At 30.5% G+C, this 24,312-nt stretch carries 25 protein-coding genes; 22 read left to right on the top strand and 3 right to left on the bottom strand.

Annotated features, from left to right (window positions below):
• Positions 1 to 24 precede the first annotated feature (24 nt).
• Together FVE77_RS09080 and FVE77_RS09075 are read left to right on the top strand one after the other, a co-directional pair.
• Positions 25 to 612, top strand: coding sequence for a TMEM175 family protein (locus FVE77_RS09080; RefSeq protein ID WP_026747005.1), 588 nt, complete (start codon positions 25 to 27; stop codon positions 610 to 612).
• 4 nt (positions 613 to 616) lie between these two features.
• Entirely contained in the window at positions 617 to 910 is a 294-nt protein-coding gene (locus tag FVE77_RS09075) for a helix-turn-helix domain-containing protein (protein ID WP_006803484.1), read from the top strand.
• 109 nt (positions 911 to 1,019) lie between these two features.
• Here the strand turns inward: FVE77_RS09075 and FVE77_RS09070 are convergent, their stop codons facing one another.
• Positions 1,020 to 1,343: a hypothetical protein gene (locus FVE77_RS09070; RefSeq protein ID WP_036088233.1), complete on the bottom strand. Its 324-nt coding sequence runs from the start codon at positions 1,341 to 1,343 to the stop codon at positions 1,020 to 1,022.
• A 73-nt stretch (positions 1,344 to 1,416) separates the two neighbouring features.
• A complete protein-coding gene (locus FVE77_RS09065; RefSeq protein WP_026747007.1) occupies positions 1,417 to 2,529 on the bottom strand; it encodes an NADH-dependent flavin oxidoreductase in 1,113 nt (370 codons plus the stop codon).
• A 349-nt stretch (positions 2,530 to 2,878) separates the two neighbouring features.
• Between FVE77_RS09065 and FVE77_RS09060 the strand changes: the two genes are divergently transcribed.
• Positions 2,879 to 3,595, top strand: a complete 717-nt coding sequence (locus FVE77_RS09060; protein ID WP_026747008.1) for a YjjG family noncanonical pyrimidine nucleotidase — start codon at positions 2,879 to 2,881, stop codon at positions 3,593 to 3,595.
• Positions 3,596 to 4,047: 452 nt separating this feature from the next.
• Here the strand turns inward: FVE77_RS09060 and FVE77_RS09055 are convergent, their stop codons facing one another.
• Positions 4,048 to 4,830, bottom strand: a complete 783-nt coding sequence (locus tag FVE77_RS09055; protein ID WP_026747009.1) for an MBL fold metallo-hydrolase — start codon at positions 4,828 to 4,830, stop codon at positions 4,048 to 4,050.
• Between the two features lie 137 nt (positions 4,831 to 4,967).
• Here FVE77_RS09055 and FVE77_RS09050 point away from each other — a divergent pair, with 137 nt between their 5' ends.
• The 19 genes from FVE77_RS09050 to FVE77_RS08960 all read left to right on the top strand — a co-directional run bounded on the left by FVE77_RS09050 (position 4,968) and on the right by FVE77_RS08960 (position 24,236).
• Positions 4,968 to 5,381 (top strand): Lrp/AsnC family transcriptional regulator, encoded by a 414-nt coding sequence (locus FVE77_RS09050; RefSeq protein WP_026747010.1) that lies wholly within the window; start codon positions 4,968 to 4,970, stop codon positions 5,379 to 5,381.
• Positions 5,382 to 5,638: 257 nt separating this feature from the next.
• Positions 5,639 to 7,954: a patatin-like phospholipase family protein gene (locus FVE77_RS09045; RefSeq protein ID WP_026747011.1), complete on the top strand. Its 2,316-nt coding sequence runs from the start codon at positions 5,639 to 5,641 to the stop codon at positions 7,952 to 7,954.
• A 109-nt stretch (positions 7,955 to 8,063) separates the two neighbouring features.
• Complete coding sequence (locus FVE77_RS09040) at positions 8,064 to 8,429, top strand: Rid family detoxifying hydrolase (RefSeq protein ID WP_006803498.1); 366 nt, start codon at positions 8,064 to 8,066, stop codon at positions 8,427 to 8,429.
• 423 nt (positions 8,430 to 8,852) lie between these two features.
• Positions 8,853 to 9,734, top strand: a complete 882-nt coding sequence (locus tag FVE77_RS09035; RefSeq protein WP_036088281.1) for an Imm49 family immunity protein — start codon at positions 8,853 to 8,855, stop codon at positions 9,732 to 9,734.
• Between the two features lie 201 nt (positions 9,735 to 9,935).
• Complete coding sequence (cls, locus tag FVE77_RS09030; RefSeq protein WP_026747012.1) at positions 9,936 to 11,546, top strand: cardiolipin synthase; 1,611 nt, start codon at positions 9,936 to 9,938, stop codon at positions 11,544 to 11,546.
• Positions 11,547 to 11,582: 36 nt separating this feature from the next.
• A complete protein-coding gene (truB, locus tag FVE77_RS09025; protein ID WP_026747013.1) occupies positions 11,583 to 12,659 on the top strand; it encodes a tRNA pseudouridine(55) synthase TruB in 1,077 nt (358 codons plus the stop codon).
• A 32-nt stretch (positions 12,660 to 12,691) separates the two neighbouring features.
• Positions 12,692 to 14,275 (top strand): hypothetical protein, encoded by a 1,584-nt coding sequence (locus FVE77_RS09020; RefSeq protein ID WP_026747014.1) that lies wholly within the window; start codon positions 12,692 to 12,694, stop codon positions 14,273 to 14,275.
• An 83-nt stretch (positions 14,276 to 14,358) separates the two neighbouring features.
• On the top strand, positions 14,359 to 14,928 hold the full coding sequence (gene ruvC, locus FVE77_RS09015) for a crossover junction endodeoxyribonuclease RuvC (RefSeq protein ID WP_006803505.1): 570 nt from the start codon (positions 14,359 to 14,361) through the stop codon (positions 14,926 to 14,928).
• Between the two features lie 49 nt (positions 14,929 to 14,977).
• A complete protein-coding gene (locus FVE77_RS09010; RefSeq protein WP_026747015.1) occupies positions 14,978 to 15,439 on the top strand; it encodes a tRNA (cytidine(34)-2'-O)-methyltransferase in 462 nt (153 codons plus the stop codon).
• Between the two features lie 23 nt (positions 15,440 to 15,462).
• On the top strand, positions 15,463 to 16,332 hold the full coding sequence (gene thyA / locus FVE77_RS09005) for a thymidylate synthase (protein WP_026747016.1): 870 nt from the start codon (positions 15,463 to 15,465) through the stop codon (positions 16,330 to 16,332).
• A 116-nt stretch (positions 16,333 to 16,448) separates the two neighbouring features.
• Positions 16,449 to 16,970: a dihydrofolate reductase gene (locus FVE77_RS09000; RefSeq protein ID WP_026747017.1), complete on the top strand. Its 522-nt coding sequence runs from the start codon at positions 16,449 to 16,451 to the stop codon at positions 16,968 to 16,970.
• Positions 16,971 to 17,000: 30 nt separating this feature from the next.
• Positions 17,001 to 17,561 (top strand): TetR/AcrR family transcriptional regulator, encoded by a 561-nt coding sequence (locus tag FVE77_RS08995; RefSeq protein ID WP_026747018.1) that lies wholly within the window; start codon positions 17,001 to 17,003, stop codon positions 17,559 to 17,561.
• A 77-nt stretch (positions 17,562 to 17,638) separates the two neighbouring features.
• Entirely contained in the window at positions 17,639 to 18,313 is a 675-nt protein-coding gene (locus FVE77_RS08990) for a lysophospholipid acyltransferase family protein (RefSeq protein WP_036088238.1), read from the top strand.
• A gap of 66 nt (positions 18,314 to 18,379) precedes the next feature.
• The gene (gene metG / locus FVE77_RS08985) at positions 18,380 to 20,281 is read left to right on the top strand and encodes a methionine--tRNA ligase (protein WP_026747019.1); all 1,902 of its coding nucleotides are present in this window, start codon (positions 18,380 to 18,382) and stop codon (positions 20,279 to 20,281) included.
• Between the two features lie 90 nt (positions 20,282 to 20,371).
• Complete coding sequence (locus FVE77_RS08980) at positions 20,372 to 21,760, top strand: SEL1-like repeat protein (RefSeq protein WP_026747020.1); 1,389 nt, start codon at positions 20,372 to 20,374, stop codon at positions 21,758 to 21,760.
• A gap of 13 nt (positions 21,761 to 21,773) precedes the next feature.
• Positions 21,774 to 22,301, top strand: coding sequence for a hypothetical protein (locus FVE77_RS08975; RefSeq protein ID WP_026747021.1), 528 nt, complete (start codon positions 21,774 to 21,776; stop codon positions 22,299 to 22,301).
• 97 nt (positions 22,302 to 22,398) lie between these two features.
• Positions 22,399 to 22,899, top strand: a complete 501-nt coding sequence (locus FVE77_RS08970; RefSeq protein ID WP_006803517.1) for a TlpA family protein disulfide reductase — start codon at positions 22,399 to 22,401, stop codon at positions 22,897 to 22,899.
• 137 nt (positions 22,900 to 23,036) lie between these two features.
• Positions 23,037 to 23,300 carry a 30S ribosomal protein S15 gene (gene rpsO, locus FVE77_RS08965; RefSeq protein WP_021743041.1) on the top strand — a complete coding sequence of 88 codons (264 nt, stop codon included), beginning with the start codon at positions 23,037 to 23,039 and terminating at the stop codon, positions 23,298 to 23,300.
• A gap of 72 nt (positions 23,301 to 23,372) precedes the next feature.
• Entirely contained in the window at positions 23,373 to 24,236 is an 864-nt protein-coding gene (locus tag FVE77_RS08960) for a lysophospholipid acyltransferase family protein (RefSeq protein ID WP_006803519.1), read from the top strand.
• Positions 24,237 to 24,312: the final 76 nt, after the last annotated feature.

Raw genomic sequence — 24,312 nt, 5'->3', positions numbered from 1 at the left:
AAAATCATGGAATGGAGTTTAACTATGAATAAAGAAAGATTGGCAGCTTTTATGGATGCTGTACTTGCAATTATTATGACAATTCTTATATTAGAACTGAAAAAACCTGAAACAGCAACTTTAAAAGCACTTTGGAATCTGAGAGTAGATTTTTTTGCATATACGCTTTCATTTTTCTGGCTTGGAACAATGTGGGTAAATCTGCATAATGAATGGCATAAAATAAAATATATTACACCGTTAATTGTCTGGGTAAATGTAGTACTACTTTTCTTTTCCTCATTTTTTCCATATGTGACTTCTTTTGTCACTTCATATTATAACAGTAGTGTAGCGCAAGGATTTTATGGGGTAATAGTTCTGACTGTTACATTCTGCAATATAATCTCGTTGTATCTGATAGAAAAGGTGAATAAACATGATAAAGAATTGCAGGAATCATTAAAAACAATGATAAGATGGATAAAAGTTGATATAAGTATAAAAATAATTGGGTTAATAATATCGTGTATATTTTATCCGCCTGCAATGATGATAAGTGTTTATATTACTTTATTTGGAATTGCATTTCCGGAACAGTATAAGGCAATAAAAAGAAGAAGGGAAAAATAGAAATATGAAATTTTTTCAGCTTATTCCTAGTGGACAGTTTGGCTTAGAAAATGTAGCAGAAGAGTTTGGGATAAGTGGAAGGACTCTTCAAAGAAATCTGTCAGCAGAAAATACCAGTTTTAATCAGATGGTAAAAGATATTCAAAAAATGATGACCTTCAACTATTTAGAAGCAAAGGAACTTTCAATAGATGAAATAGCCTATCTGGTTGGATATACTGAAACTTCTTCCTTTTATCGGGCATTTAAAAAATGGACAGGGAAAACAATACCGCAGTATCAGAAAGAGAAAGAATAATAAAAAATATGAATTTAATCTCCTTATAAAATATAAAATACGCCATAAATTTGGCGTATTTTTTTGCAAAATTATAAATTGTATTGATTTTTTTTAAAAAGATTGTGATCTAATTTTTATCAATCCATTCTAGTTCAAATTCATAATCGTATAGTTCCATTTGTAAATCTGCTGCTTGATCACATAGATCTTTAAAATAAGGACTTTCTACTTCTAATTCTTCATCATACATTTCTTTTTCGATTTCATGGATTTCTTTTTTTAATTTTCGTATTTTCTCTTTTAATTGGTGTTTCTTTATCTGTTTTTCTTTTTCCTGCTCTTTTTCATCTAGATCTTCAAGTTTTTTATTTAATTTTGAAATATTAGCATTTTTTTTATTAATATTCCCAAAGAGAATATATAAAATTATGATTATAGCTATTAAAATCATGGCTGCTCCTAATAAAATAGCATTTTTTATTTCAGTTCACTTATTATAAATAATTTTACATAAAACTGTATTGTTATTTTTTATTTTTTATTGGAGGAAGCAAGGGGCTTTTTTCTTTTGCACGTTCCCATAAAAATTCACCTAAATCGTATTTATCCTCTTTTTCCAGATCCAGTTCAGTTTCAATTTCATTTTCTCTTTTTTCAAGTATAAGAGTTCCTATATTATGATTTAAAATGACAGTTTTTCCTAAAGCAGTAAATTCTGCCCATCCTGTATCAAGAGCTTTAGCTATCTGTTCTCCTTTGTATAGATTACCCACTCCAATTAATGGAAGTTTTCCGTTTATTCTATCATGAATCTGCTGTATTGCAGGTTTTTTAGTATCTCCTCCACGATAAGCATTTATATAAAAATCTGGAAGTGAAACGTGTAGATATTGTAGTGGTTTTTTTACAAGTTCATCAATCAATGCGAAAGTTTCAACCATTGTCAAACCATTTTCTCCTGGCTCTTCAGGTGAAAAACGGTATCCTATGATGAATTTGTCAGCGTTATGTTTATTTTTAACTTTATTTACTTCATCTATAACAGCTAAAGAAAATTTCATTCTTTTTTCTATATTTCCTCCCCATTCGTCAGTTCTTCTATTAGTTATTCCTGAATAAAACTGCTGGATAAGATATCTGTTTGCACCATGAATTTCCACTCCGTCAAATCCAGCCTGAATAGCTAAATCAGCAGCATTTCCAAACGCCTGTATAAGTTTATCTATTTCATCAGTAGTTATTTCTCTTGCTTTTGTTTCGCTATCATAGCTAGGAGCAATTATGTCATTTTTATTTATATTTGGAAGGGCAAGTCTTCCGCCATGATGTATTTGTAAAATTGCCTTTGTACCTTGATTACGTAGAATTTCTGCTACTTTTCTTAAAGATGGCAAATGTGTTTCATTGATAGCTTCGGGCTGTCTTGTGAAAGCTTTTCCCCCATCAGCAACTAAAGTAGCTTCTACTATGAACATTCCTATATTTTCTCCACGTTTACTCATAAATTTAAGATCTTCTTCTGAGAAAGTTCCGTCTTCATTGGCAACAAATAGAGTCATAGGGGTCACTACAAGTCTATTTTTAATCTCTACTCCATTATTTAATGTATATTTTTCAAAAATTTTATTTGAATTCATTATGTCACTCTCCTATTTTAAGTTATATATAATCTTATCATATTTGTATATCTAAGTAAAGGAGAAAATAATTTGGGATATAGTAAGAACTTTTTAAAAAAAAGTTTTAATTAAGAGCAAATTTTTAGAGTAGTTATTTCTATTTTTTATGCTTCGCTTTATTAATTTTAAATGTTGCCCTTTTTTTCTTTTTGTTGTATACTTTATAAATCATATTAGTTTTTTAATTTGATTTTTTGAAGTTAATTAATTGTATTTTGAAATTTTTAATTATTTATCACAAATAAAAAAATAACAAATTTTCTAAAATTTAAATAGTTTGAGAAAATTCTAAATAAAGGAGCGAAAAATGAGTTACAAACTTGTATTAATAGACTTGGATGACACACTTTTTGATTATCTTAAAACAGAAGAAGCGGCATTTAGGAACACTTTCAAAGAATTGGGATTTTTTGTGGAAAGTGAATTAGGTAATGCGAAAAAAGAAGAAATTTATGAAAAGATAAAAGACAGATATAAAGATGTGAATTTGCAGTTGTGGAAGGATTTGGAAAAAGGGGCTGTGGATAAGGATAGATTAAAGGTTGTAAGATTTGAAAAAATAATTGAGGAGTTTGATTTGAAATATAATCCGTATAAAATGAGCGAGCTTTACCTGAAAAAACTGGGAGAAGGGATTTTTCCATTTGAAGCAGCTGAAAAACTGTGTAAATACTTACATTCAAAATACAAAGTTGGAATTGTAACTAACGGAATAAAGGAAGTACAGCATTCACGAATAGAAAATTCAAAAATTGCAAAATACATTGATAAAATTATCATTTCTGATGAAGTTGGTGTAAATAAGCCTGATAAACGAATATTTGAATATGCAATGAATTATTTTGAAATAATGGATAAATCTCAAGTTATAATGATAGGTGATTCATTAGGAGCTGATATAAAAGGTGGACAAAACGCTGGAATTGATACTTGCTGGGTAAATTTACGAAATAATGTAAATAATACTGGGATAGTTCCAAAGTATGAAGTGAGAAAGTTGGAAGAGCTGTTTGAAATATTATAAATTTTATATTGGAGTTATAGTTAATGCTAAACTCCTTTTAAATAATCAAATTATTTCAATTTTTTTCAGAGGTGAATAAAAATTTAGTATTTTTAAATAATTAAAGTATAATTTTTTTATGTTAGTAGACTAACGAAACTTTCATTTATTCAACTACAACTGTTTGGCGATTGAAAGCAGAAGTTTTGGAATTAAGCGAATTTGCGTAGTAATCTTTTCACAATTATAATTATCAGGATAGCTCTTTACTGCAAGATAAGGATTTGTGGCAACGAGCAATCCTGTAAAAAATATAATAAAAATAGTAAAAACTGTTATTAAACAAAACAATTTAATACTAAAATTCTATAAAAAAATAGAACTATGCTAAGGACAGAAAGTTTTAATTTTTTGCTAATCTGGCATATAATTCAAAATTTATTAAATATTTGCTATTTAAATCAAGAATAGTATTAGTATTTTAAAGTTTCTCCGTCTTCAGGAATATTTAATTTTTCATAAAAATTATGCTTAATGGCAAATTTTTTTAATTCTTTACGTGTCAGATATGCATGGTTTACAGCTTCCATATGTGTTGCCATAAGTTGTGCTTCAGGTAAAGTTTTATGTACTTTTAAAACATCATCAGCTCCCATAATTAATGGACCGCCTTCTATAAATTGATTGTTTCCTGCATTAATAATGACAACTTCAGGTTTATGTTGTTTTAATGTTTTTTCAACTTCACTAAACCACACAGTATCGCCTGATAGATAAAGAGTTTTTTCATTTTTATTCTGAAATATAACCCCACAGGATTTTCCAGCTATTTCAAGCAATTCAGGGGTACTCCCATGTTGCCCTTCAACATAAGTCATTGTAATTTCACCAAATTTTATGTTTTCTCCTAAGATAAAGACATTTTTAAATCCTTGTTCACGTAATTTTTTTTCATCGTTCTCATTTTGAGAAAACAAAGTTATATTTTTATCAATAGTTTGAATAGCTGCTAAATCCCAATGGTCAGCATGTAAATGTGTTACAATCACTGCATCAACTCCTTTTAAAATTTCATTTACTGACATTGGTAATTCCACTAGTGGATTTTTTGCAGTATTTCCAGACATTGGCATAGGTGCTATTGGTGGTGCGAATGATGGTAATTCACCTTTCTTTGATAACATTGGATCAATTAGAAAAGTTTTTCCTCCATAATTTAATTTTAAAGTTGCATTTCTTATTTGTGTTACTTCCATAAATCCCTCCAATAATATTTAAAATTAATTTTTTAATTAAATTATGATATAATTGTATCACTATTTTTTTTGTTCGTGAATAATTTAAAAAAAGCAAAAATGAAAAATTACTTTATTTTCAGAAGAAGGAGAAAAAATTGGACAGTGTAGATAAGACAATAGTTGATTTATTAAAGAAAAATAGCCGTATAAAAGTCAAAGAAATAGCACAAATTGTGAATATGTCAGCACCTGCTATTTCACAGCGGATTATAAAACTTGAAGAATCAGGAGTTATAGATGTATTTACAATAAAGATTAATTATAATGCTTTAGGAATGTCTATACATCAGTTTATACATGTTAAAATGATTCAGATGTCTCACAAAAATTATTTGAATTTTGTTGAAAAATATTCTAAAAATGTTATAAATCATTATAGAATTTCAGGCGATACTTGTTATATGCTAGAAACACGCTTTAATACAAACGAGGAATTAACAGATTTTCTTAGAAAATTAAATATTTATGCAAATTATAAAGTAAATACTGTAATAAGTGTTTTAAAATAAATAGAATGAAAAACTAACTTCAAATTTTATGTTGATTTAGATTACTCAAACACAAAATTTGATGTTTGAAATATTATAAATTTATTTAAAAATTTAGTAAATTTATAAGAAAAATAAAAATTTTTTGTAGTAAAATGACTAGAGGGTCAATTATCTGATATAAAATTAATTAAAAAGTGAGCTGTATTAATGAATTATAGATAAATTTTTATAAATTAAGTTTAATAAAAAATAAGTGAAAAAGGAGGATAATGTAGATGACTGAAAAAAGAAAAAGATTTTTATTTTTAATTATTTTTCTTTTGGTAAATAGTTTTGGGATTTCTGAAAATTTAAGAGATGAAAATTATTTTGTGCTAAAAAAAGATGAACAAAATTTGATGGAAAGTAAAAAAGACAGCGAAAAAGAAGTTTTGGAAAATGAAGTTAAAATAGAATTGGACAGGGATATTTTAAATAAAGAAAAAAAATTAGAAAATAAAAAAGAGATAACTTCTCAGGAGAATAAGAGAATTGGGCTGGTGCTTAGCGGGGGAACAGCGAAAGGGCTTGCTCATATTGGGATATTGAAGGTTCTGGATGAAGAGAAGGTGCCTGTGGAATATGCGACTGGAACGAGTATGGGAAGCATTATTGCAGGAATGTATAGCGTCGGATATACTCCGCAGGAAATTGAGGAAATTGCAATTAGTATGGATTGGATGGGGCTTTTTAGCGATAAAATCGAGAGAAAGGACAAGGGGGCTATAAGAAATTCAATTGAAGATAGAAATAGTACGGTAATTCCAATGAAAAATTTTATGCCAAAACTGCCTAGTGGAGTTGTTGGTGGGAAAACTGCGAGCCAAAGGCTGAATGAAATTTTTTATGGAGCATTAAGAGTACAGGATTTTAGAAAATTTCCTAGAAAATTTGCGGCTGTTGCGACTGATCTGGAATCTGGAGAAGGAGTTATGATTGACAAGGGGTCGATTGCGACGGCAATTAGGGAAAGTTTATCGTTGCCGTCAATTTTTGCGCCAATTCGAGATGGAAAAAGGCTTTACATTGACGGAGGAGTTACACGGAACTTACCTGTGCAGGATGTGAAGGTGCTTGGGGCTGATTATACAATTGGAGTGAATGTAGGAGATGGATTTACAAAAAGAGACGAGTCTAAAATGAACTTGATTGATGTAATTTCAGATTCGACAACAATTGCTGGAAGGCAGGAAGTGGAACGGCAAATTCGTATGCTTGACTTGTATATGAAACCAGATTTGGAAAAGTTTGAGTCTTATGATTTTTCAAAGGTAAAAGAACTTATTGCGGCTGGAGAGAAAATTGCAAGAGAAAATATAGATGAAATTAGAAAATTATCAAATCCTGAACTTTTTGAAAAATTGGAAGAAAAAAGGAAAGAGTTTAGACGAACTTGGAAGGATGAGTATAATATTTCTGGAGTTGTAATAGAAGGGAACAAAAAATATAAAAAAGAATATTTTGATAAATTTTTACCTAAGAAACTTGGTGTTTTAAGCAGGCTGGATATGGAGAAAATAATTAATAATATTTATCAGAATGGTGATTTTACAACGGTTTACTACGAAGTGAAGGACAATGATCTAGTAATAAATGTTCAAGAAAAACCAAGTGACTATTTGACACTTTCAGGAAATATAAATAACGAGGACTTGGCAACAGTAAATGTTGGCTTTCAGGGAAGTAAAATTATAAATAATACGAATGTAAGATATTCAGTAACTGGAACGGTTGCAAATGAATATGGGGCAAGAGGTAAGGCAACTATGGAACTTGGAAAAGATTCAAAAGCCTTGATTTACAGCGAATTTGAATACAAACGTGATATTATAAAAAATCAGAAATACAATAACGGATATTTCAGCTTTGAAAACAGAAAATTCAAAATTGGAGCAGGAATTGGATTTGAAATGTATAAAAATCTGTTATTCTCAATTGGTGGAGGCTATCAAATTTCAGATGTGACAAAACATCAGAATAATGCTGAAAATGTAAGAAAAGCCTTTCCATATTATGAAGCTAAGCTAAATTATGATACAAGAGACAGCCTTAATTTTGCAACAAAAGGTATTTACTTTTTCTCAAATTATACTTTGGCAAATTCAAAAGAGGCTAAATTTAACTCATTAAATGCAGGTGGAGAAATTAATATACCGATTGGCGAAAAAATAACAATTACTCCAAGAGTATCTTATTTGACAACAGATGGAAGCAATATTCCAGAAACTTACAGACCAAAAATGGGAGGAATCCGAACAGCTGACAATTCATTGGAATTTGCTGGAATGCCAGCAGATAAAATTCGTGGGAACAGTATTTTTATTGGAAGCCTAAAAGCTCAATATAATTTGTCAAAACTTGTATATTTAGATACAACTTACTCAAGGGCAAACATTTCTCAAAAAGCCTACAGCTTTGGAACTGAAGAAAAGGAAAGCTATAAATTTGGTCTTGGAGTAAAAGCCTTGTCAATTCCGCTTTACTTTGGATTTGCAAAAGTTCCGGGAGAAAGTTGGAGATACATTATAAACTTTGGATATTCGCCAGAATAATAATTTTGGGAATAGTAAGCAAAGTGAAAGAAAAATCTTTTTGATATTGAAAAAATATGATAGAATAAAATTGTAAAATTTAAAAAATACGAAAAATTAGGAGGAAGAAATGAAAAAAATACCAGAAGCAGTTGGACCATATTCAGCCTTTAGAAAAGCAGGCGACTTTTTGTACATCTCAGGACAAATCGCAATAAATCCTGAAAATCAGCAAATTGAAGCTGTTACAGTAGAAGAACAGGCAAGACAAGTTCTTGAAAACTTGAAGGCAATCTTAGAAAACAACGGATTAACAACAAAAAACGTTATAAAAACAACTGTACTATTAGACAACATCAACGACTTCGGAGCAGTAAACAACATTTATGCAGAATACTTTACTGAACCATATCCAGCAAGATCAGCCTTTGCAGTAGACAAATTGCCAAAAGGAGTTTTGGTGGAAATTGAAGCAATAGCTTATTTTGGAGAATAATTTTTAAATGAAACAGATGACTTTAGGGAAACTTGAAGTTATCTTTTTTATTTTCGTAGGATTGCTCATTGCCGCAAATCCTACAACCATGGCTAGACTCCGTCTTTTATTTGTCCATCTCCGAAACTCCTCCTTGCAGTCGTCAAACAGTCGTAGCTGAACAAATAAAAGCTCCGTCGGTTTATTAAAAGAAAAAATTATATTTTAATTATTTTGAAATACTAGTTTTTTATCTTTATATTGGAAAAGTTTGTAATAAATTAGTTATTTAAATGGGGTTTAGTATAAGATATTTGATTTGAAATTAAAAGGTATCTTTGAAAATAAAAATAGGATGGATTGGTGTTGATAAAAATAATGAGGATTTAATATTTATACCTGTAGAAATACAAAATAAATAATTAATGAGAAAGGAATAAAAATATGAGTTTAGTAGCAGGAAAATTAAAATATCAAAGAGGTTTGGAAAGATTAGAGAAAACAAATATATCAAAAGAAGAAAGTGAAGAACCTTTGAATTATATACAAAATAAAAAAGGGGATCAATTTTCTTGTATGAAAAGTCTTTCAAGAGGTTTTTTACAATTATCATCTAAAAATTTATTAATAGAAAAAAATATCAAAGAACACAGATTAAATTGTTATATAGGTGGAAAGTTACAAATATTAGGTTGCGATAGAGATAGCAGGTTATTCACTCAGACTTCTCAAATGTTTGAAATGCTGATGTCTAATAATCCTGATTTTATAACATTTTTTAAAAATAATATGGATATGATAATGCCTGATGATTATGATAGTGAAAAAAATAAATATGGATATTTAAAAAATGATTATGGATCATTTTTCTTAATTCGTGTAATTCTTCATGCAATAAGAGGAGATTTTGAAGAAGTGAAAAAAAGATGTGGTGCATATTTGGAAAAACCATTGAAAGACAGTTATTATAAATACGGAGAACTGCATTATGAATTTTTAAAGGCTCTGGCAGAGAAAAATATTGATGGGATGAAAAAAGCGATAGACGGGATGATGGAACAGAAAGTGGCAAGAAAATTTTCAAATGACTGTAATCCAGATTATGAGTTTTATTTACATGTGTATGTCATAATATATGCCAAAATAGCATTATATCATGGAATAGATTTAGAAATAGACCATGAAGTGGCACCAAAAGAATTGATAGATATAACACCTCTTGAAAAATATGAAGATCCATATGATTTTATGAAAGATTTTGATTTGGCAACAGTAACGCCGAAAGAATGGAAGGAATGGAAAAACAGCTGGAATTTAAATTTTTAACATAAGAAAATTAACTAATTTAATAAATTATGAACTGCTTTTTTTACATAATGTATGTACTTTTTAATTTTAATTCGTTATGTTGTGTTTTTAGAATTTGTTCAATAAGAATGATTGAAAATCTTTGTTAAAAGTGATAAAATTATAGATATAATGCTAAAAGATAGATTAATTTAATAAATAAAAAATGAAGGAGATAATATGCTGCATGGACTGGCTATAATTATTTCAACCTGGATAATTCCGTTTGAAAGGCTACATTATTTGATAATTATTGTTTTGACAGTATCGGTGCTTTTGTCGGATAAATCGCCGAATGCGATGCTTGCCTGGATTTTTACAATTTTTACATTTCCACTTGGTGGAGCGGTTCTGTATCTTTTGTTTGGGATTAACTGGAGAAGGAATAAGGTAATTTCTAAGAAGATGAAGGGGGAAGAAAAAAAGCTGTATTCAAGGATTTTTAATTTTATGCAGCGGGATGTGTCGGATATTTTTAGATCACAGGACTTTTTTTATTACAATCGCCTTGAAAATGTAGACGGAAATACCGAAAAAATGAGTGAAACTGAAATAAAAGCTACAATACGGAATCAGATTGATACAATGATAAAAAATATTAATTTAGGCAGTCAGCAAAGTGAACTTGTAAAAATGCTGTATAAGGCTGAAGGAACCTTTTTGACCAATAATGATTCGTATAAATTGTTTTTTCATGGGAAAGAGGCATTTGATTCGATTATTTGTGATATAGAAAATGCAAAAAGTACCATTTATATGGAATATTTTATTTGGAAGGCTGATGAGCTTGGGGAAAGAATAAAAAATGCACTTTTGAAAAAGGCTAAGGAAGGAGTTAAAATAAAACTGCTTTTTGACGGAGTGGGAACTTGGAAATTGCCTAGAAAATATAAAAAGGAACTTAGAAACGCTGGAATTGAGATAAGATGGTTTTTAGATGTGAAATTTTTTATTTCCAAGATGAATTATCGTAATCATAGAAAAATAGCTTTGATTGACAATAATATAGTACATACTGGCGGTATGAATGTAGGGCAGGAATATATAGACGGTGGAAAAAGGTTTGACAGCTGGAGGGATACGAATATTCGGATTACAGGAGAAATAATTGGGCAGTATCTGGCAATTTTTGTTACAGATTGGCTAAACAGCGGCGGGAAAGACGATTTTATTGAAGATATAAAAAAAGAGGCAGTTCACGAACTGGAAGAGCAAAAGCCAATAGATAAACAAGAAAAACTGAAATATCTGATGCAGGTTTCCTCAAGCGGGCCTGACACCGAATGGACAACTTTGAAATATCTGTATTCTAAAATGATTGCAACGGCGAAGGAGGAAGTGCTGATTCAAAGTCCATATTTTGTACCTGATTATGATTTGATTTCACAACTGAAAATGGCGGCTCTTTCTGGAGTGAAGATAAAGATAATGGTTACAGGAGTGCCGGATAAGAAAATGCCTTACTGGATAGCAGAAACTTATTTTGCAGAATTAATTGAAGCAGGCATTGAGATTTACCGTTATACAGCGGGATTTTTACACAGTAAAAATATTATTGTGGATGAAAAAATATCAACACTTGGAACGTGTAACTTTGATATGCGGAGCTTTGAAATAAATTACGAGGTAAATTCGGTATTTTATAATGAAAATATTAGCAAGGACTTGAAGACACAATTTATAGAGGATTTGGAAGCATGTGAAAGGTTCGATGAGGCAAGATTAAAAAAGGTGACTTTTATGAAACGACTCAGAAACTCTGTGTTTAAACTGATTTCACCAATAATGTAAATAAATTATAGCAATTGTAGGAAGGAAGGGAGTAAAATGGAAAAAAATTTTACTAAGGATGGACTTATTCTTTTAAATAAAAGCAAGGGAGTAAGTTCGTTTGGGGCAATAAATCATTTGAAAAAAGTGATAAAGGCTAAAAAAGTAGGACATGCTGGAACCCTTGATCCAATGGCTGAGGGACTTATGATTGTTATGATTAATGAAGCTACAAAATTTTCTGATAATTTAATGAAAAAAGACAAGGAATATTATGTAGAAATGGAGCTTGGATACAAAACAGACACTTACGACCTGGAAGGGACAGTTATTGCAAAATATGATTCTGAAATTAATATAAGTGATTCTGAAATAATACAGGCTGTAAATAGTTTCAAAGGCAAGATAAAGCAAGTCCCGCCGATGTATTCCGCAATAAAGATTGAAGGGCAGAAGCTTTATGATCTGGCAAGAAAAGGGATCGAAGTGGAAAGAGCCGAAAGGAATGTAGAAATATCAGAAATTAGAGAAATAAAGGTAATGCATCCAGATAAAAATTCAGAATATGCTCAAAATATTAAAATTTCATTTTATGCAAAAGTCAGCAGTGGAACCTATATCCGTTCATTAGTTTACGATATTGGAGAAAAATTAGGAGTTTTTGCCACAATGACAAGACTTGTGAGGACTAAAATTGGAAGATTTGAGATTGAAGATGCGATTACTTTGGAAAAGGCTAAAGCTGAAATTGATAAATTGAAGAATCTTATAGAATCCAAAAGAGAAAATGAGTCTTTCTGGGCTACAAAAAGTGATTCAGATACAAGGGCTGAAAAAATTCGGGAAATAGTTTGTTTTGTGGAAATAGAGTATGTGCTGGACTATTACGGAATAAATGTTTCAAATGTGAAGTATGGAAAGCTGAAAAATGGGATGACAGTAATTGATACGTTTAAAAAATTTGAAAATATAAGCAAGGAAGCCAGTAAAGGGGCAAATGTAAGAGAAAATCAGAAATTTAAGATATATGTGAGAAATAAAAACACAAATGCAAGAGAATTTAAGGGGATTGTGAAGATTGTAAATATTAGGGGAGATAGGATTTATTTGAAAAGAGATAAGTACTTTTTGTAACTTGCAGAACTGAAAAGTGGTGATAATAATATATGAAGAAGTCAAATAAATATGTATTTGATATTGAAGTTTTTCCAAATTATTTCTGTATTGTGTTAAAAAAGTTAAATGATGATAAAATATTGATTATTGATTCGGATAATTTTAATCGTCAGAAAAAACTTTTATTTGACATAATTTCTAAAAATGTTTTAATTTCGTATGCAGGACACGGATTTGATGACATTGTGATTAATAACCTTTTAAAATACAGAAATTCAAATGTAAACAGGAATAAATTAAATAGTGAAATAAAAATAATAAGAAATATGCCAAAGGATGAATATAAAAGTGAAAATCATGAATTTTACTCTTATGACCTGGCTTACGAATACAACCTTAATCTAGGTGTAAAAGGATTTGAGTTTAATTGCGGGGATAATATTGAGGAACAGGATTTTGCCAATTTTAATTACGTAATTAAAAAAAATATATATGATGAAATTGTGGATAAAGTGATTGACTATTGCCTGCAGGATGTACTGGCAACAGAAAAAATGTACAATTTTATAATAAAAGAAAAAAGTAACTGGGATGAAAAGGAAAACCTTTTGAATATAATTACAAATGGAAGTTACAGTAACAATATGAAGCTTAAAAAGAAAATAAAGTATTTGAATTACAGTAACGACAAGCTGATAACCTTGCTTTTAGATAATGGATTTACAAATGCCAGCCAGTCTGGGATAAACTATTCAAAAAAAGTAAATATGGATGATTATGACAATTATCTTCAAAAAAAGGTATATAAATTATCAATTCAGAAAGATTATCTGTACGAATGGCTGCTTGAAAGCAAACTTTTTATTGAAAAGGACAAAAATATAATAAAAAAAATACCAAGAGACATGCTTTTAAATTCATCATTTGCAAAACATACCTTAAACAGGTATAAAACAAGTATTGTAAAACGGTTAAAAAGAATTTTTGCAAAAGAAAATATAGAAATGGTTGCGGTTTCGGAAAATGATATTTTCATCACAAATATAAATGGCAATATTCTGCATAAAATAAAAAAGAAGATAGCTGTTCAATATAAAAATATTTTCGATATAAGGGATGTCAATAACTTCCTGAAAAATAAAAGTTCTCTTTTATACAGGATAGGCAATGAAGTTACAGGAACCAACGAATATTATTACAGCAAGTTAATTATGCCAAGAAATCATGTCTGGATATCAGAAGTTTTAAAATTGCATTTTTGGGAAAAAAAGGAAATCTTAGAAGCTGTGGAGGAAATTTTTGCAAAAAACCCAGACATATTCTTTATGTATGCCTCTGTTTATGAAGATATTTATGCTTGTGACGAAAATGGGCAAATAAGGTTTGAAAGTGACGAAGTGCTGTCTAAGTTTAGGAAATACCGGCTGTATTTTTCAAAGACAGGACTGTATAAGGCAGTTATGCAGAAGCAGGAAAAGTATTATGAAAAATACGGTTTTGGAGATATAAACAGCAATTTATACAAAATAAGAAAAGTTGAAACAAATGTAAAAGACTTTGTCAATTATGATGATATTGACTTAAGAAGCTATGTTGACTATACTCGGAACTATATACAAAAATATTTTGAATAGCGTATACGGAAATCTTGCATACAACCTTTAGGTGTGATATAATAAAAAATAAAGAAATAAGAAAGTAAATAAATAGGAGAAACATGAGGATTTTAGGGGTCGATCCCGGTACAGCAATAGTGGGATACGCCATTGTAGATTATGAAAATGGTAAATATGTGCCACTTGATTATGGCTGTATTTTTACGGATAAAGATGAGGATATGCCAGTAAGGCTGGAAAAAATTTATGATGGACTGGAAAATATTATAAAGCTTTGGAAGCCAACAGATATGGCAATTGAAGACTTATTTTTCTTTAAAAATCAGAAGACGGTAATAAAAGTAGGACAGGCTCGTGGAGTCATAACTTTAGCAGGGCAGAAAAATAAGCTGAATTTATACAGTTACACTCCGCTTCAAGTAAAAATGGGAATTGCAAGTTATGGTAGAGCTGAAAAAAAGCAAATTCAGGAAATGGTAAAATTAATATTAAAATTGGAAGAAATTCCAAAGCCTGATGATGCCGCAGATGCACTTGCCATAGCAATTACTCATATTAATTCCAAAATAGGATTTGGTGGTTTTGATAGAGGAGATAACATTACCAAAAAATTAAATAAAATTACTTCTAACCGAATAAAACTGGAAGATTACAAAAAATTGATGAAATAAATAGATTTGTATGGTAAAATAAACTTGAATAGAAAGAATGGTAGATAAAATGAACATAGTTCTATTAAATCCAGAAATTCACGTAAATACAGGAAATATAGGAAGAACTTGTGTCTTAACAAACACAAAATTACATTTAATAAAACCTCTCGGTTTTGAACTGGATGATAAGAAAATAAAACGTGCAGGACTGGACTACTGGAAAGATGTACAGCTTTTCGTATGGGAAAACTGGGAACACTTCTGGCAGGAAAACATCGAAAACAGTAATGCAAAAATCTATTTTGCAACAACAAAAATAAAACAGAGATACACGGATGTGAAATTTGATGACAACGATTATATAATGTTTGGGCCTGAATCACGTGGGATACCTGAAGAAATATTAAATAGATACAAGGAAAACAATATCACGATTCCAATGCTTCCCCTTGGACGTTCGCTGAATTTGTCCAATGCTGTGGCGATTGTTCTGTTTGAGGCTTTGAGACAGAATAATTTTGAATATTAATTTAAATAAATTTAGGAGATAAAATGAAACAATATCTGGATATGGTTAAGTATGTACTTGACAATGGAATAAAAAAAGAAAATAGGACAGGAGTTGATACAATTTCTACTTTTGCTTATTCATATAAAGTAGATTTGGGCAAAGGTTATCCCCTTTTGACAACAAAAAAAATGTATTTTAACTCAATGCTGCACGAGCTGTTCTGGTATTTATCAGGAGAAGAGCATATTAAAAACTTGCGAAAAAAGACGAAAATATGGGATGCCTGGGCAGATGAGGAAGGAAGGCTGGAAACGGCTTATGGAAGATTCTGGAGAAGATATCCTGTACCTGAAATTTCATTAGATGGAGAAGTTTTTGCCGATGAGAATAATCCTTGGGTAACTAGAGAAGAAAATGGGCAGCTTGTATTTGACCAGATTCAGTATATTATTGACACTCTGAAGGAGATGAAAACAAATCCTAATCACAAAAATGGAAGAAGAATGATAGTTTTAGCTTGGAATCCAGGAAATGCAACAATCAGTAAGTTGCCGCCATGCCATTATACTTTTGCGTTTAATGTTCTTGGGAATAAACTTAACTGCCACTTGACTCAAAGAAGTGGGGATATTGCACTTGGGATACCATTTAATCTAGCTTGTTACTCATTGCTTACAATGATGATTGGAAAAGAATGCGGATATGAAGCTGGAGAATTTGCTCACACAATAATTGATGCTCACATTTATGAAAATCACATTGAAGGCCTAAAGGAGCAATTGACAAGAGAGCCGTTAAAACTTCCAAAAATCAAGATTGCAGACAAGCCATTTAATGAATTGACATTCGAGGATATTACGCTGGAAGATTATGAAAGCCATCCTGTAATTAAATTTGAAGTTGCGGTTTAATCAAAAATTTATACTAAAACTTCTTTAAAACCTAAGTGGAAATCAAATTAAATTTTTATTTGGATTTTAGAGCAGTTTTAGTATAAAAAATAAGATACAGCAGAAAGGTGATGTTGATGTTTAGCTTAATAGTCGCTGTTGGGAAAAATAATGAAATTGGGAAAAATAATCAGCTTTTGTGGCATATTCCTGAAGATTTAAAAAACTTTAAGAAAATAACGACAGGAAAGACGGTTATTATGGGAAGAAATACTTATAAAAGCATAGGTAGGGCTTTACCAAACCGAACAAATATAGTTTTATCTAGGGATTTTTTTAAAACAGATGAGAAATTTAAAGAAAATAAAAAAAAATATGAAAATGAAACTACGAAGCTGGAATTTTATGACGATTTTCAAAAAGTTATTGAAAAGTATAAAGATTTGACAGAAGAAATTTTTATTATTGGCGGAGGGGAGATTTACAAAAAATCTCTTGAAATGGGAATTGTAAAAAGGATTTATATGAGCCATGTTGATTTTTCTGATACTGAGGCAGATGCTTATTTTCCAAAGATAGATTTGGATAAATGGATAACTTTGACAGAAGAAAATCATGATGGCTGGAAATTTTGCATTTATGAAAAAATTAATGGATAGAACAGATGAAAATCTGAAAAGGAGAAAGCAATGCCTAGGCTTAAGTTTACAAAAGAAGTGATAATTGAGGCTGGATATGAGTTAATGAAAAAAGAAGGCTTTCAAAATGTAAGTGTCAGAAAAATAGCCAATTACTTGAAATGCTCTACAGCGCCTATCTATTTTAACTTTAATACAGTGGATGAATTAAAGGAAGAAATTATAGATAAGTGTAAGGAAAAATTAAAAAAATACTTATATGGAAATTATGCTGAAAGAAAAATATTGAGTGGAGCAATTGGTTTTGTGATATTCGCTAGAGAAGAAAAGGAATTATTTAGGACAATTTTTCTTGATACAACAGAAAGATTTGAAAAGCTTTATGAAGTGACACTTAGGGAACTTCTGACGAAAGAGAACCTGCTGGAAAGTTTTCCTGCTTTAGAGGAAGAGGAGGCTAAAAATGTTGTAAATAAAATATGGTATTTTTTGTTTGGCTATGCAACAATGCTTTGTACAAGACTTGATGACAATTATAGAAAAAATGAGACTAACAAAGTGATAGAAAATAAAATTTCAGAAATAGCAAAACATTTTAAAATGCAAATATAAAAATGTTATTTTACTTGATCCTGAACTCTTAATTTATTCGGGGATTTGAGTGCAATTTAAAAATAATGGGAGAAAAAATGAACAAATATAAATTTTTAGGTGCAATTCTTCACATTGTATACAGAATACTTAGCTTTATGACACGAAAGGAGTATTTTTATGCTGACGGAGTAGAAATGAATAATCCGAATATTGTTGTTTTCTGGCATAGGAAAATTTTTACAGTATGTAATGCAACGAGAATTATTAAGAAAAAAGCATCTATTGTGAGCGCATCAAAAGATGGCGAGATATTGGCTGAACTTCTTAAAAGAGAAGGAAATGAGCTTATTCGAGGCTCATCAAACAGGGATAACATAAAAAGTTTGAAGGAAGCTATGAAATATGCCAAAAAAAATTATGCTCTTGGAATTGCAATCGATGGACCAAAAGGACCTATTTTTGAGCCTAAGGCAGGTGCGATTTTTATAGCGCAGAAAACAGGAATGCCAATCGTTCCAGTCAGTTCCTATTGCAGTAAAAAGTGGATTTTTAAGAATATGTGGGACAAGCTGGAAATACCGATACCTTTTGCAAAGTGTGTTCATTACGTTGCAGAGCCATTTTACTTGACACGGGAAACTTCTTTAGAGGATTCAGTAAAATTAGTGAAGGAAAAGATACATGAAGCTGGAAATAAGGCATTTGAAATTTATAATAAAAAATATAATAAAAGTAAAAATATTGAATTTAAAGAAGAAAGTTTTACATAAATAATGACTTTAAAAATATAAAACTGCAGACATAAATAAATTATAAAATCAGAAGGAGGAAAAAATATGTCGAAACCGTTTTACATAACAACGCCAATTTACTATCCTAATGCGGCACCACACGTAGGAACAGCTTACACAACAATAATTTGTGACGTTGTAGCCAGATACAAAAGATTAGCTGGGGAAGAAGTTGGCTTTATGACTGGAGTTGATGAACACGGGCAGAAAATTCAGGAAGCAGCTGAAAAAAACGGATTTACACCACAGCAGTGGGTAGATAAAATGTCTCTTAATTTCACAACTTTATGGGAAAAGTTAAATATTTCAAATACAGATTTTTTAAGAACAACGCAGGAAAGACATTTGAAAACTGTAAGAGAAATAATAAAAAGGGTTCATGACAAGGGAGATATTTATAGAGGGGAGTATGTTGGTAAATACAGCGTTTCTGAAGAAACTTTTGTTCCTGAAAATCAGCTTGTTGATGGAAAGTATATGGGAAAGGAAGTTATTGATGTAAAGGAAACTTCGTATTTTTTTAAGTTATCCAAATATGAAAATGCGTTATTGGAACATATTGAAAAAAATCCTGATTTTATAAAGCCTGAAGGTAAGAAAAATGAAGTAATTGCCTTTATAAGGCAAGGGCTTCAAGATTTATCAATTTCAAGAACTACATTTGACTGGGGAATACCTCTGGAACTTGAAGAAGGACACATAATCTATGTATGGTTTGACGCTTTGAATATTTATCTTACTGGAGCAGGGTTTTCAACTGATACAGAGCAGTTTGATAAGTTCTGGACGAATGGAACTGTAAATCATGTTGTTGGGAAGGATATTTTGAGATTCCATGCTATAATCTGGCCAGCGATGCTTATGTCAGCTGGAATAAAGCTTCCTGATACGATTGCGGCGCATGGCTGGTGGACTGTAGAAGGTGAAAAAATGTCAAAATCACTTGGAAATGTTGTTAATCCAGAGGAAGAAGTTGAAAAATACGGATTGGATGCTTTTAGATATTATCTGATGAGAGAGGCGACTTTTGGGCAGGATGCCGATTATTCTAAAAAGGCAATGGTTCAGAGAATAAATGCCGATTTGGCAAATGATTTGGGAAATTTACTTAATAGAACGATTGGAATGCAAAAGAAATATTTTAATTCAGAAGTTATGTTAAATGAAGCTGAAGAAAATTTTGATATTGAAATTAAGGAATTGTGGAAAAATATATTGGTTGATCTGGATAAGCATGTAAATAATTATCAATTTTCTGAAGCGCTGAAAGACATTTGGAAATTTATTTCAAGGATGAATAAATATATTGATGAATGCGAGCCTTGGAAACTTTCAAAGGATGAAAGCCGAAAGGACAGGCTATCAACTGTTATGTACAACTTAGTCGATTCACTTTACAAAATTGCAGTGCTGATTTCGCCATTTATGCCTGAAACTGCACAAAAAATGATAAATCAGCTAGGACTTGACAAGGATGTGACAAAATTACATCTGGACGACATAAGAGAATGGAAAAGCTATCCTGCTGGAAATAAATTGAATGAAGCAGTTCCATTATTTCCGAGAATTGAGCTGGAAGAAGAGCCTAAAAAAGACTACAATGAAAACTTGAAAATTGAAAATCCAATTACAATAGATGATTTTAATAAAATTGAAATAAAAGTCGTTCAAATTGAAAAAGTAGAGAAAATTGAAAATGCGGATAAATTATTAAAATTCATTGTAAATACAGGGAAAGAGAAGAGGCAGATTATTTCTGGGATTGCAAAATGGTATCCGAATGAGCAGGAATTAGTCGGGAAAAAAGCACAGGCTGTATTGAATTTAAATCCAGTTGAGTTAAAAGGTGAATTGTCGCAAGGAATGCTTTTAACAACTACAGAAAAGAAAAAAACCAAATTGGTAATTATAAATGATGAGGTAAAAATTGGAACTACAGTAAGATAATAGTGCTAAAATCAATGTATTCCAGAATTTGTCAGAGTTGGAGTAAAAGAGGGGGACAATTTTTTTACGAATAGGAAATGTGATAAAAATATGAAAAAATGGATATACATATTATTTGCATCGTTACTTTTAGTGGCTTGTTCAAAAACAGACAGCGGCTATGATGCACTTGAAAAGGGACTTATCGGAATCCTTGAAAAAAAGGATTATGAATATATAATGAAAAATATAAATGATTCAGCAAAAGCTGGGAATGAGGATGTTTATGGACTTGCCTATACCTACCTTGCTGAAAATGGAACTATGTTTTTTAATAAATACATGAAAAAAAGTAAGGGTATTGCCGAATATTATCAGGCACTTTTACTGCAGCAGACTAACGGAGATGAAACTCAAATTCTAGATTTACTAGAAAGCGCTACAAAGCAGGGGAATATAAAAGCGTATTATATGATTGGAAACATTTATGAAAATAAGCTGGAGTTTACAAAAGCGCAGGAATATTTAAAAAAAGGTAAGGATGCTGGAGAAATTTATGCTCTTTACTCCTATGAATATAATAAAAATCTAATGAATTTTTATAAACGTATAGAAGAATTAAATAAAAAATTAAACGATGGAACAATCTCAATCGAAGAAAAAAAGGAGCTAGGAACATTAGTTTTAGAAAAAGTTTCAAATCCTGAAAAAGCATACGACATCCTAAAGGACTTTCTTTCTGAAAATTATTCGCCAGCACTGTATGCAAAAGCAAAACTTTTGGAAAATGATGATAAGGAAGAAGAGGCAGTACAAATTTATAATCAGATATTTTCACAGAATAAATATTATCTTGCGGCATTTGAGCTTGCATCTAGACTTGTAAAAGGTGAAAAGAACTATGATCTTGCATTAAAAATACTGGAAGATACAAATTCAGATGAAGTTTTAATTCTTGGATATAAAGGATTTATCTACGAAAACTTAAAGGATTTTGCAAAAGCTGAAGAATTTTATCAAAAAGCCGCAAACAAGAATGATATTGATGCAATGAACTATCTAGGTCGTCTGTACGAAACTCAAAAGGAAATAAAAAAAGCAAGAAATATTTATAACAAGGCATATTTGCTAGGTTCAATTTCAGCTGGATACAAACTTGCCTATATTCTGGAAGATATGGAAAAGGAGAAAAATCCTGCGAAAGCTGAAGAAGACCAGGTAAAACAAAGCAAGGAAGCTAAGAAAATACTTGAGAGGCTTGCAAACAGCGGAGATGATTATTCAATGGTGGATCTGAGCCTTTATTATCCTGAAACTGATAAAATGGTAAGGATTCTGAATCTAAAAGCGGCTGCAAAACTTAATACAACAGCCTTTTATAATCTAGGAGTCTATTACTACAATCAAAAAAATAAGCAAAAATCAAAATTTTATTTTAAAGTTGCTAAGGAAAATGGCTATGATATTGGAGAAATTTTTGATGCTTACTTAATGAACTAGAGGGAGAGAATTTATGAAAAAATACGTCTTACTATTGTTAAGCATGATTCTGCTGACTATCAGTTGTGGAAAAGATGCCGTCGCTAAAAGAATGTTTGAAGAACATATGAAAATCATTCAGTCTGGAGACATGAACAAGATAAAAAAATGGGATGCATCGATGAACACTCCCGAAATTGGGATTGTACTTGAAGGATTTAAAAAAATTACCTACAAAATAAACAAAGTTGAAACAAAAGATAAAACGGCTACAATAAATGTAACTATAAAATATCCTGATTACAGTATTTTTGGAAATGAATTTCATAATATGATTACTGAAAAATACAAATCTTCAAATATATCTTCAAAAGCAGAAGTTAATAAAATAGTTATTCAGGAAGCAACTAAATTTTTCAATGAAAAAATTAAAGAAAATAAGCTATCCTATAGTGAAAAAACAATAGATGTAATATTGGAAAAACAGGGAAATAACTGGGTTCTGAATGGAGAAAAGAATTTAGAGCTTATCTCTATTTTAACACTTGGATTAGATAAGTAAAAATAAATATTTTTATAGGGAATTCTAATAATAGTATTGTATAATTGTACGATAAAATATTGTTTTAAGCAATAAAAAATAAATTTAAGGAGAGAAAATGAAAAAAATAATTTTAATGATGTCGTTACTTCTGTTATTTGCAGTATCTTGCGGAGGTTCAAAGGAATTTAGTGTTGATGTGGATGGCAAAGGGAAGATACCTAGCTTTGAATTAAAGGAGCTAAACAGCAATAAAACTGTTAATGCCGAAAAATTAATGAACAATGGTAAAAAAACGCTGTTTATTGTAGCTGCTGAATGGTGTCCACATTGTAAGGAAGAGCTGCCTGAAGTTCAAAGATTTTATGATGCAAATAAGGATAAAATCAACGTAGTTGTAGTATTTTCAAATTCCCAGACTGATTTAGGGAAAACACGGACTTATGTAAAGGATAATGAATACACATTCCCAGCCTACTATGATGAAAGCGGTTCGATTGCACGTGGGTTTGCAGTTGAAGGATTTCCGTACAATTTAAAAATAAACAATGGTAAAGTTGAAGAAAAGCTTGAGTTGCCAGTTGACTTTGATTCATTAACAGCTTCGTTTGCAAAATAGGCAATTTTTGAAAAAATGAAGATGGAAGCCTTTACAAATAGAGAAATATGTGATAGAATAACACTTGAATTTATACTATGAATATAAGTTTGCCGCTATATTCTTGGTTTAAATAATAATTATTAGGAGGAAATACAATGGCATTAAAACCAAAAAAAGAAATTATTGAAGCATACGGAAAAAATGCTCAAGATACAGGATCTGCTGAAGTACAAGTTGCACTTCTTACAGATAGAATCAGTCATTTAACAGCACACTTGAAAACACATCCTAAAGATGTTCACTCAAGAGTAGGATTATTAAAAATGGTTGGTAAAAGAAGAAGACTATTAAACTACATTAAAAATAGAAATGTTGATGATTACAGATCATTAATTGAAAAATTAGGAATTAGAAAATAGTAATTAGGATAGAAGAGCGTATTTTATGTATGCTCTTTTTTTGAAAAAATTTTTAAGGAGCTTAAAAATAGGATGAAATATAAAATAAGTGAAGAAATAACAGGCTTTTTTGTTATTTTATTAAAAAAGATTTTGTCAATTTTTTCTCTTAAAACTAGGTATAGAATTTTTGAAGGTTTTGGGATAGCGGCATATTACCTTATAAAAAAGAGACGGATGCTGGCAATAGATAATATAAAAAATGCTTTTCCTGAAAAAAATGATAAAGACATTGAGAAAATTGCAAAAGAATCATATAAGACGATGGGAAAAATGATTATGACTTCTATTTTTTTGGAAGAGGTTACACGAGATGGAAATACTGTTGTAGAAAATGAGGAGCTGATGAGACAGGCTTGTGAAAATAATGAAAAGGCTGTTTTGATTGTTTCGCTTCACCTCGGGGGATTTGAAGCTGGAAGCAGAATGAGGGACATTAGAAAGTTTTATGCAGTATTTAGAAATCAGAAAAATAGAAAAATAAATGACTTGATGTCAAAATGGCGTGAAAAAGGAGGGCTTAATTCATTACCATTGCATGATAGTGATGCACTAAGAAGTGCCATAAATGAAAAATCAATTATTGCTCTTGCCTCAGATCATTATGGAAAAGATGTGGATGTAACTTTTTTTGAAAGAGAAACAACAGGGGTAGCAGGACCTGTGCTACTTTCAATGAAACATAAGATACCGGTAGTGCTGGCTTATGCTATATTTGACGGGGATGTAATCCGTGTTAAGAATAAAAAAATTATTGAAATTGAAAAACAGGCAAAGCTGAAGGAAACAATGCAGTATAATATGCAAAAAATTTACCATGAATTTGAAGAAATTATCAGGGAGTATCCAGAACAGTACATGTGGCAGCATAAGAGATGGAGAAATAAGAAAAAATAGTGGAAGAAAAAAGAAAAAATTTATTTTTTCTAACTTGAATATGTGAAAAAAGTATGTTAAAATTAAATGACGAAGT

The organism is Leptotrichia hofstadii (assembly GCF_007990525.1).
GTDB lineage: Bacteria > Fusobacteriota > Fusobacteriia > Fusobacteriales > Leptotrichiaceae > Leptotrichia > Leptotrichia hofstadii.
The sequence above is the reverse complement of the archived record's forward strand: the minus strand, read 5'-3'. Positions and strand labels throughout refer to the sequence as shown.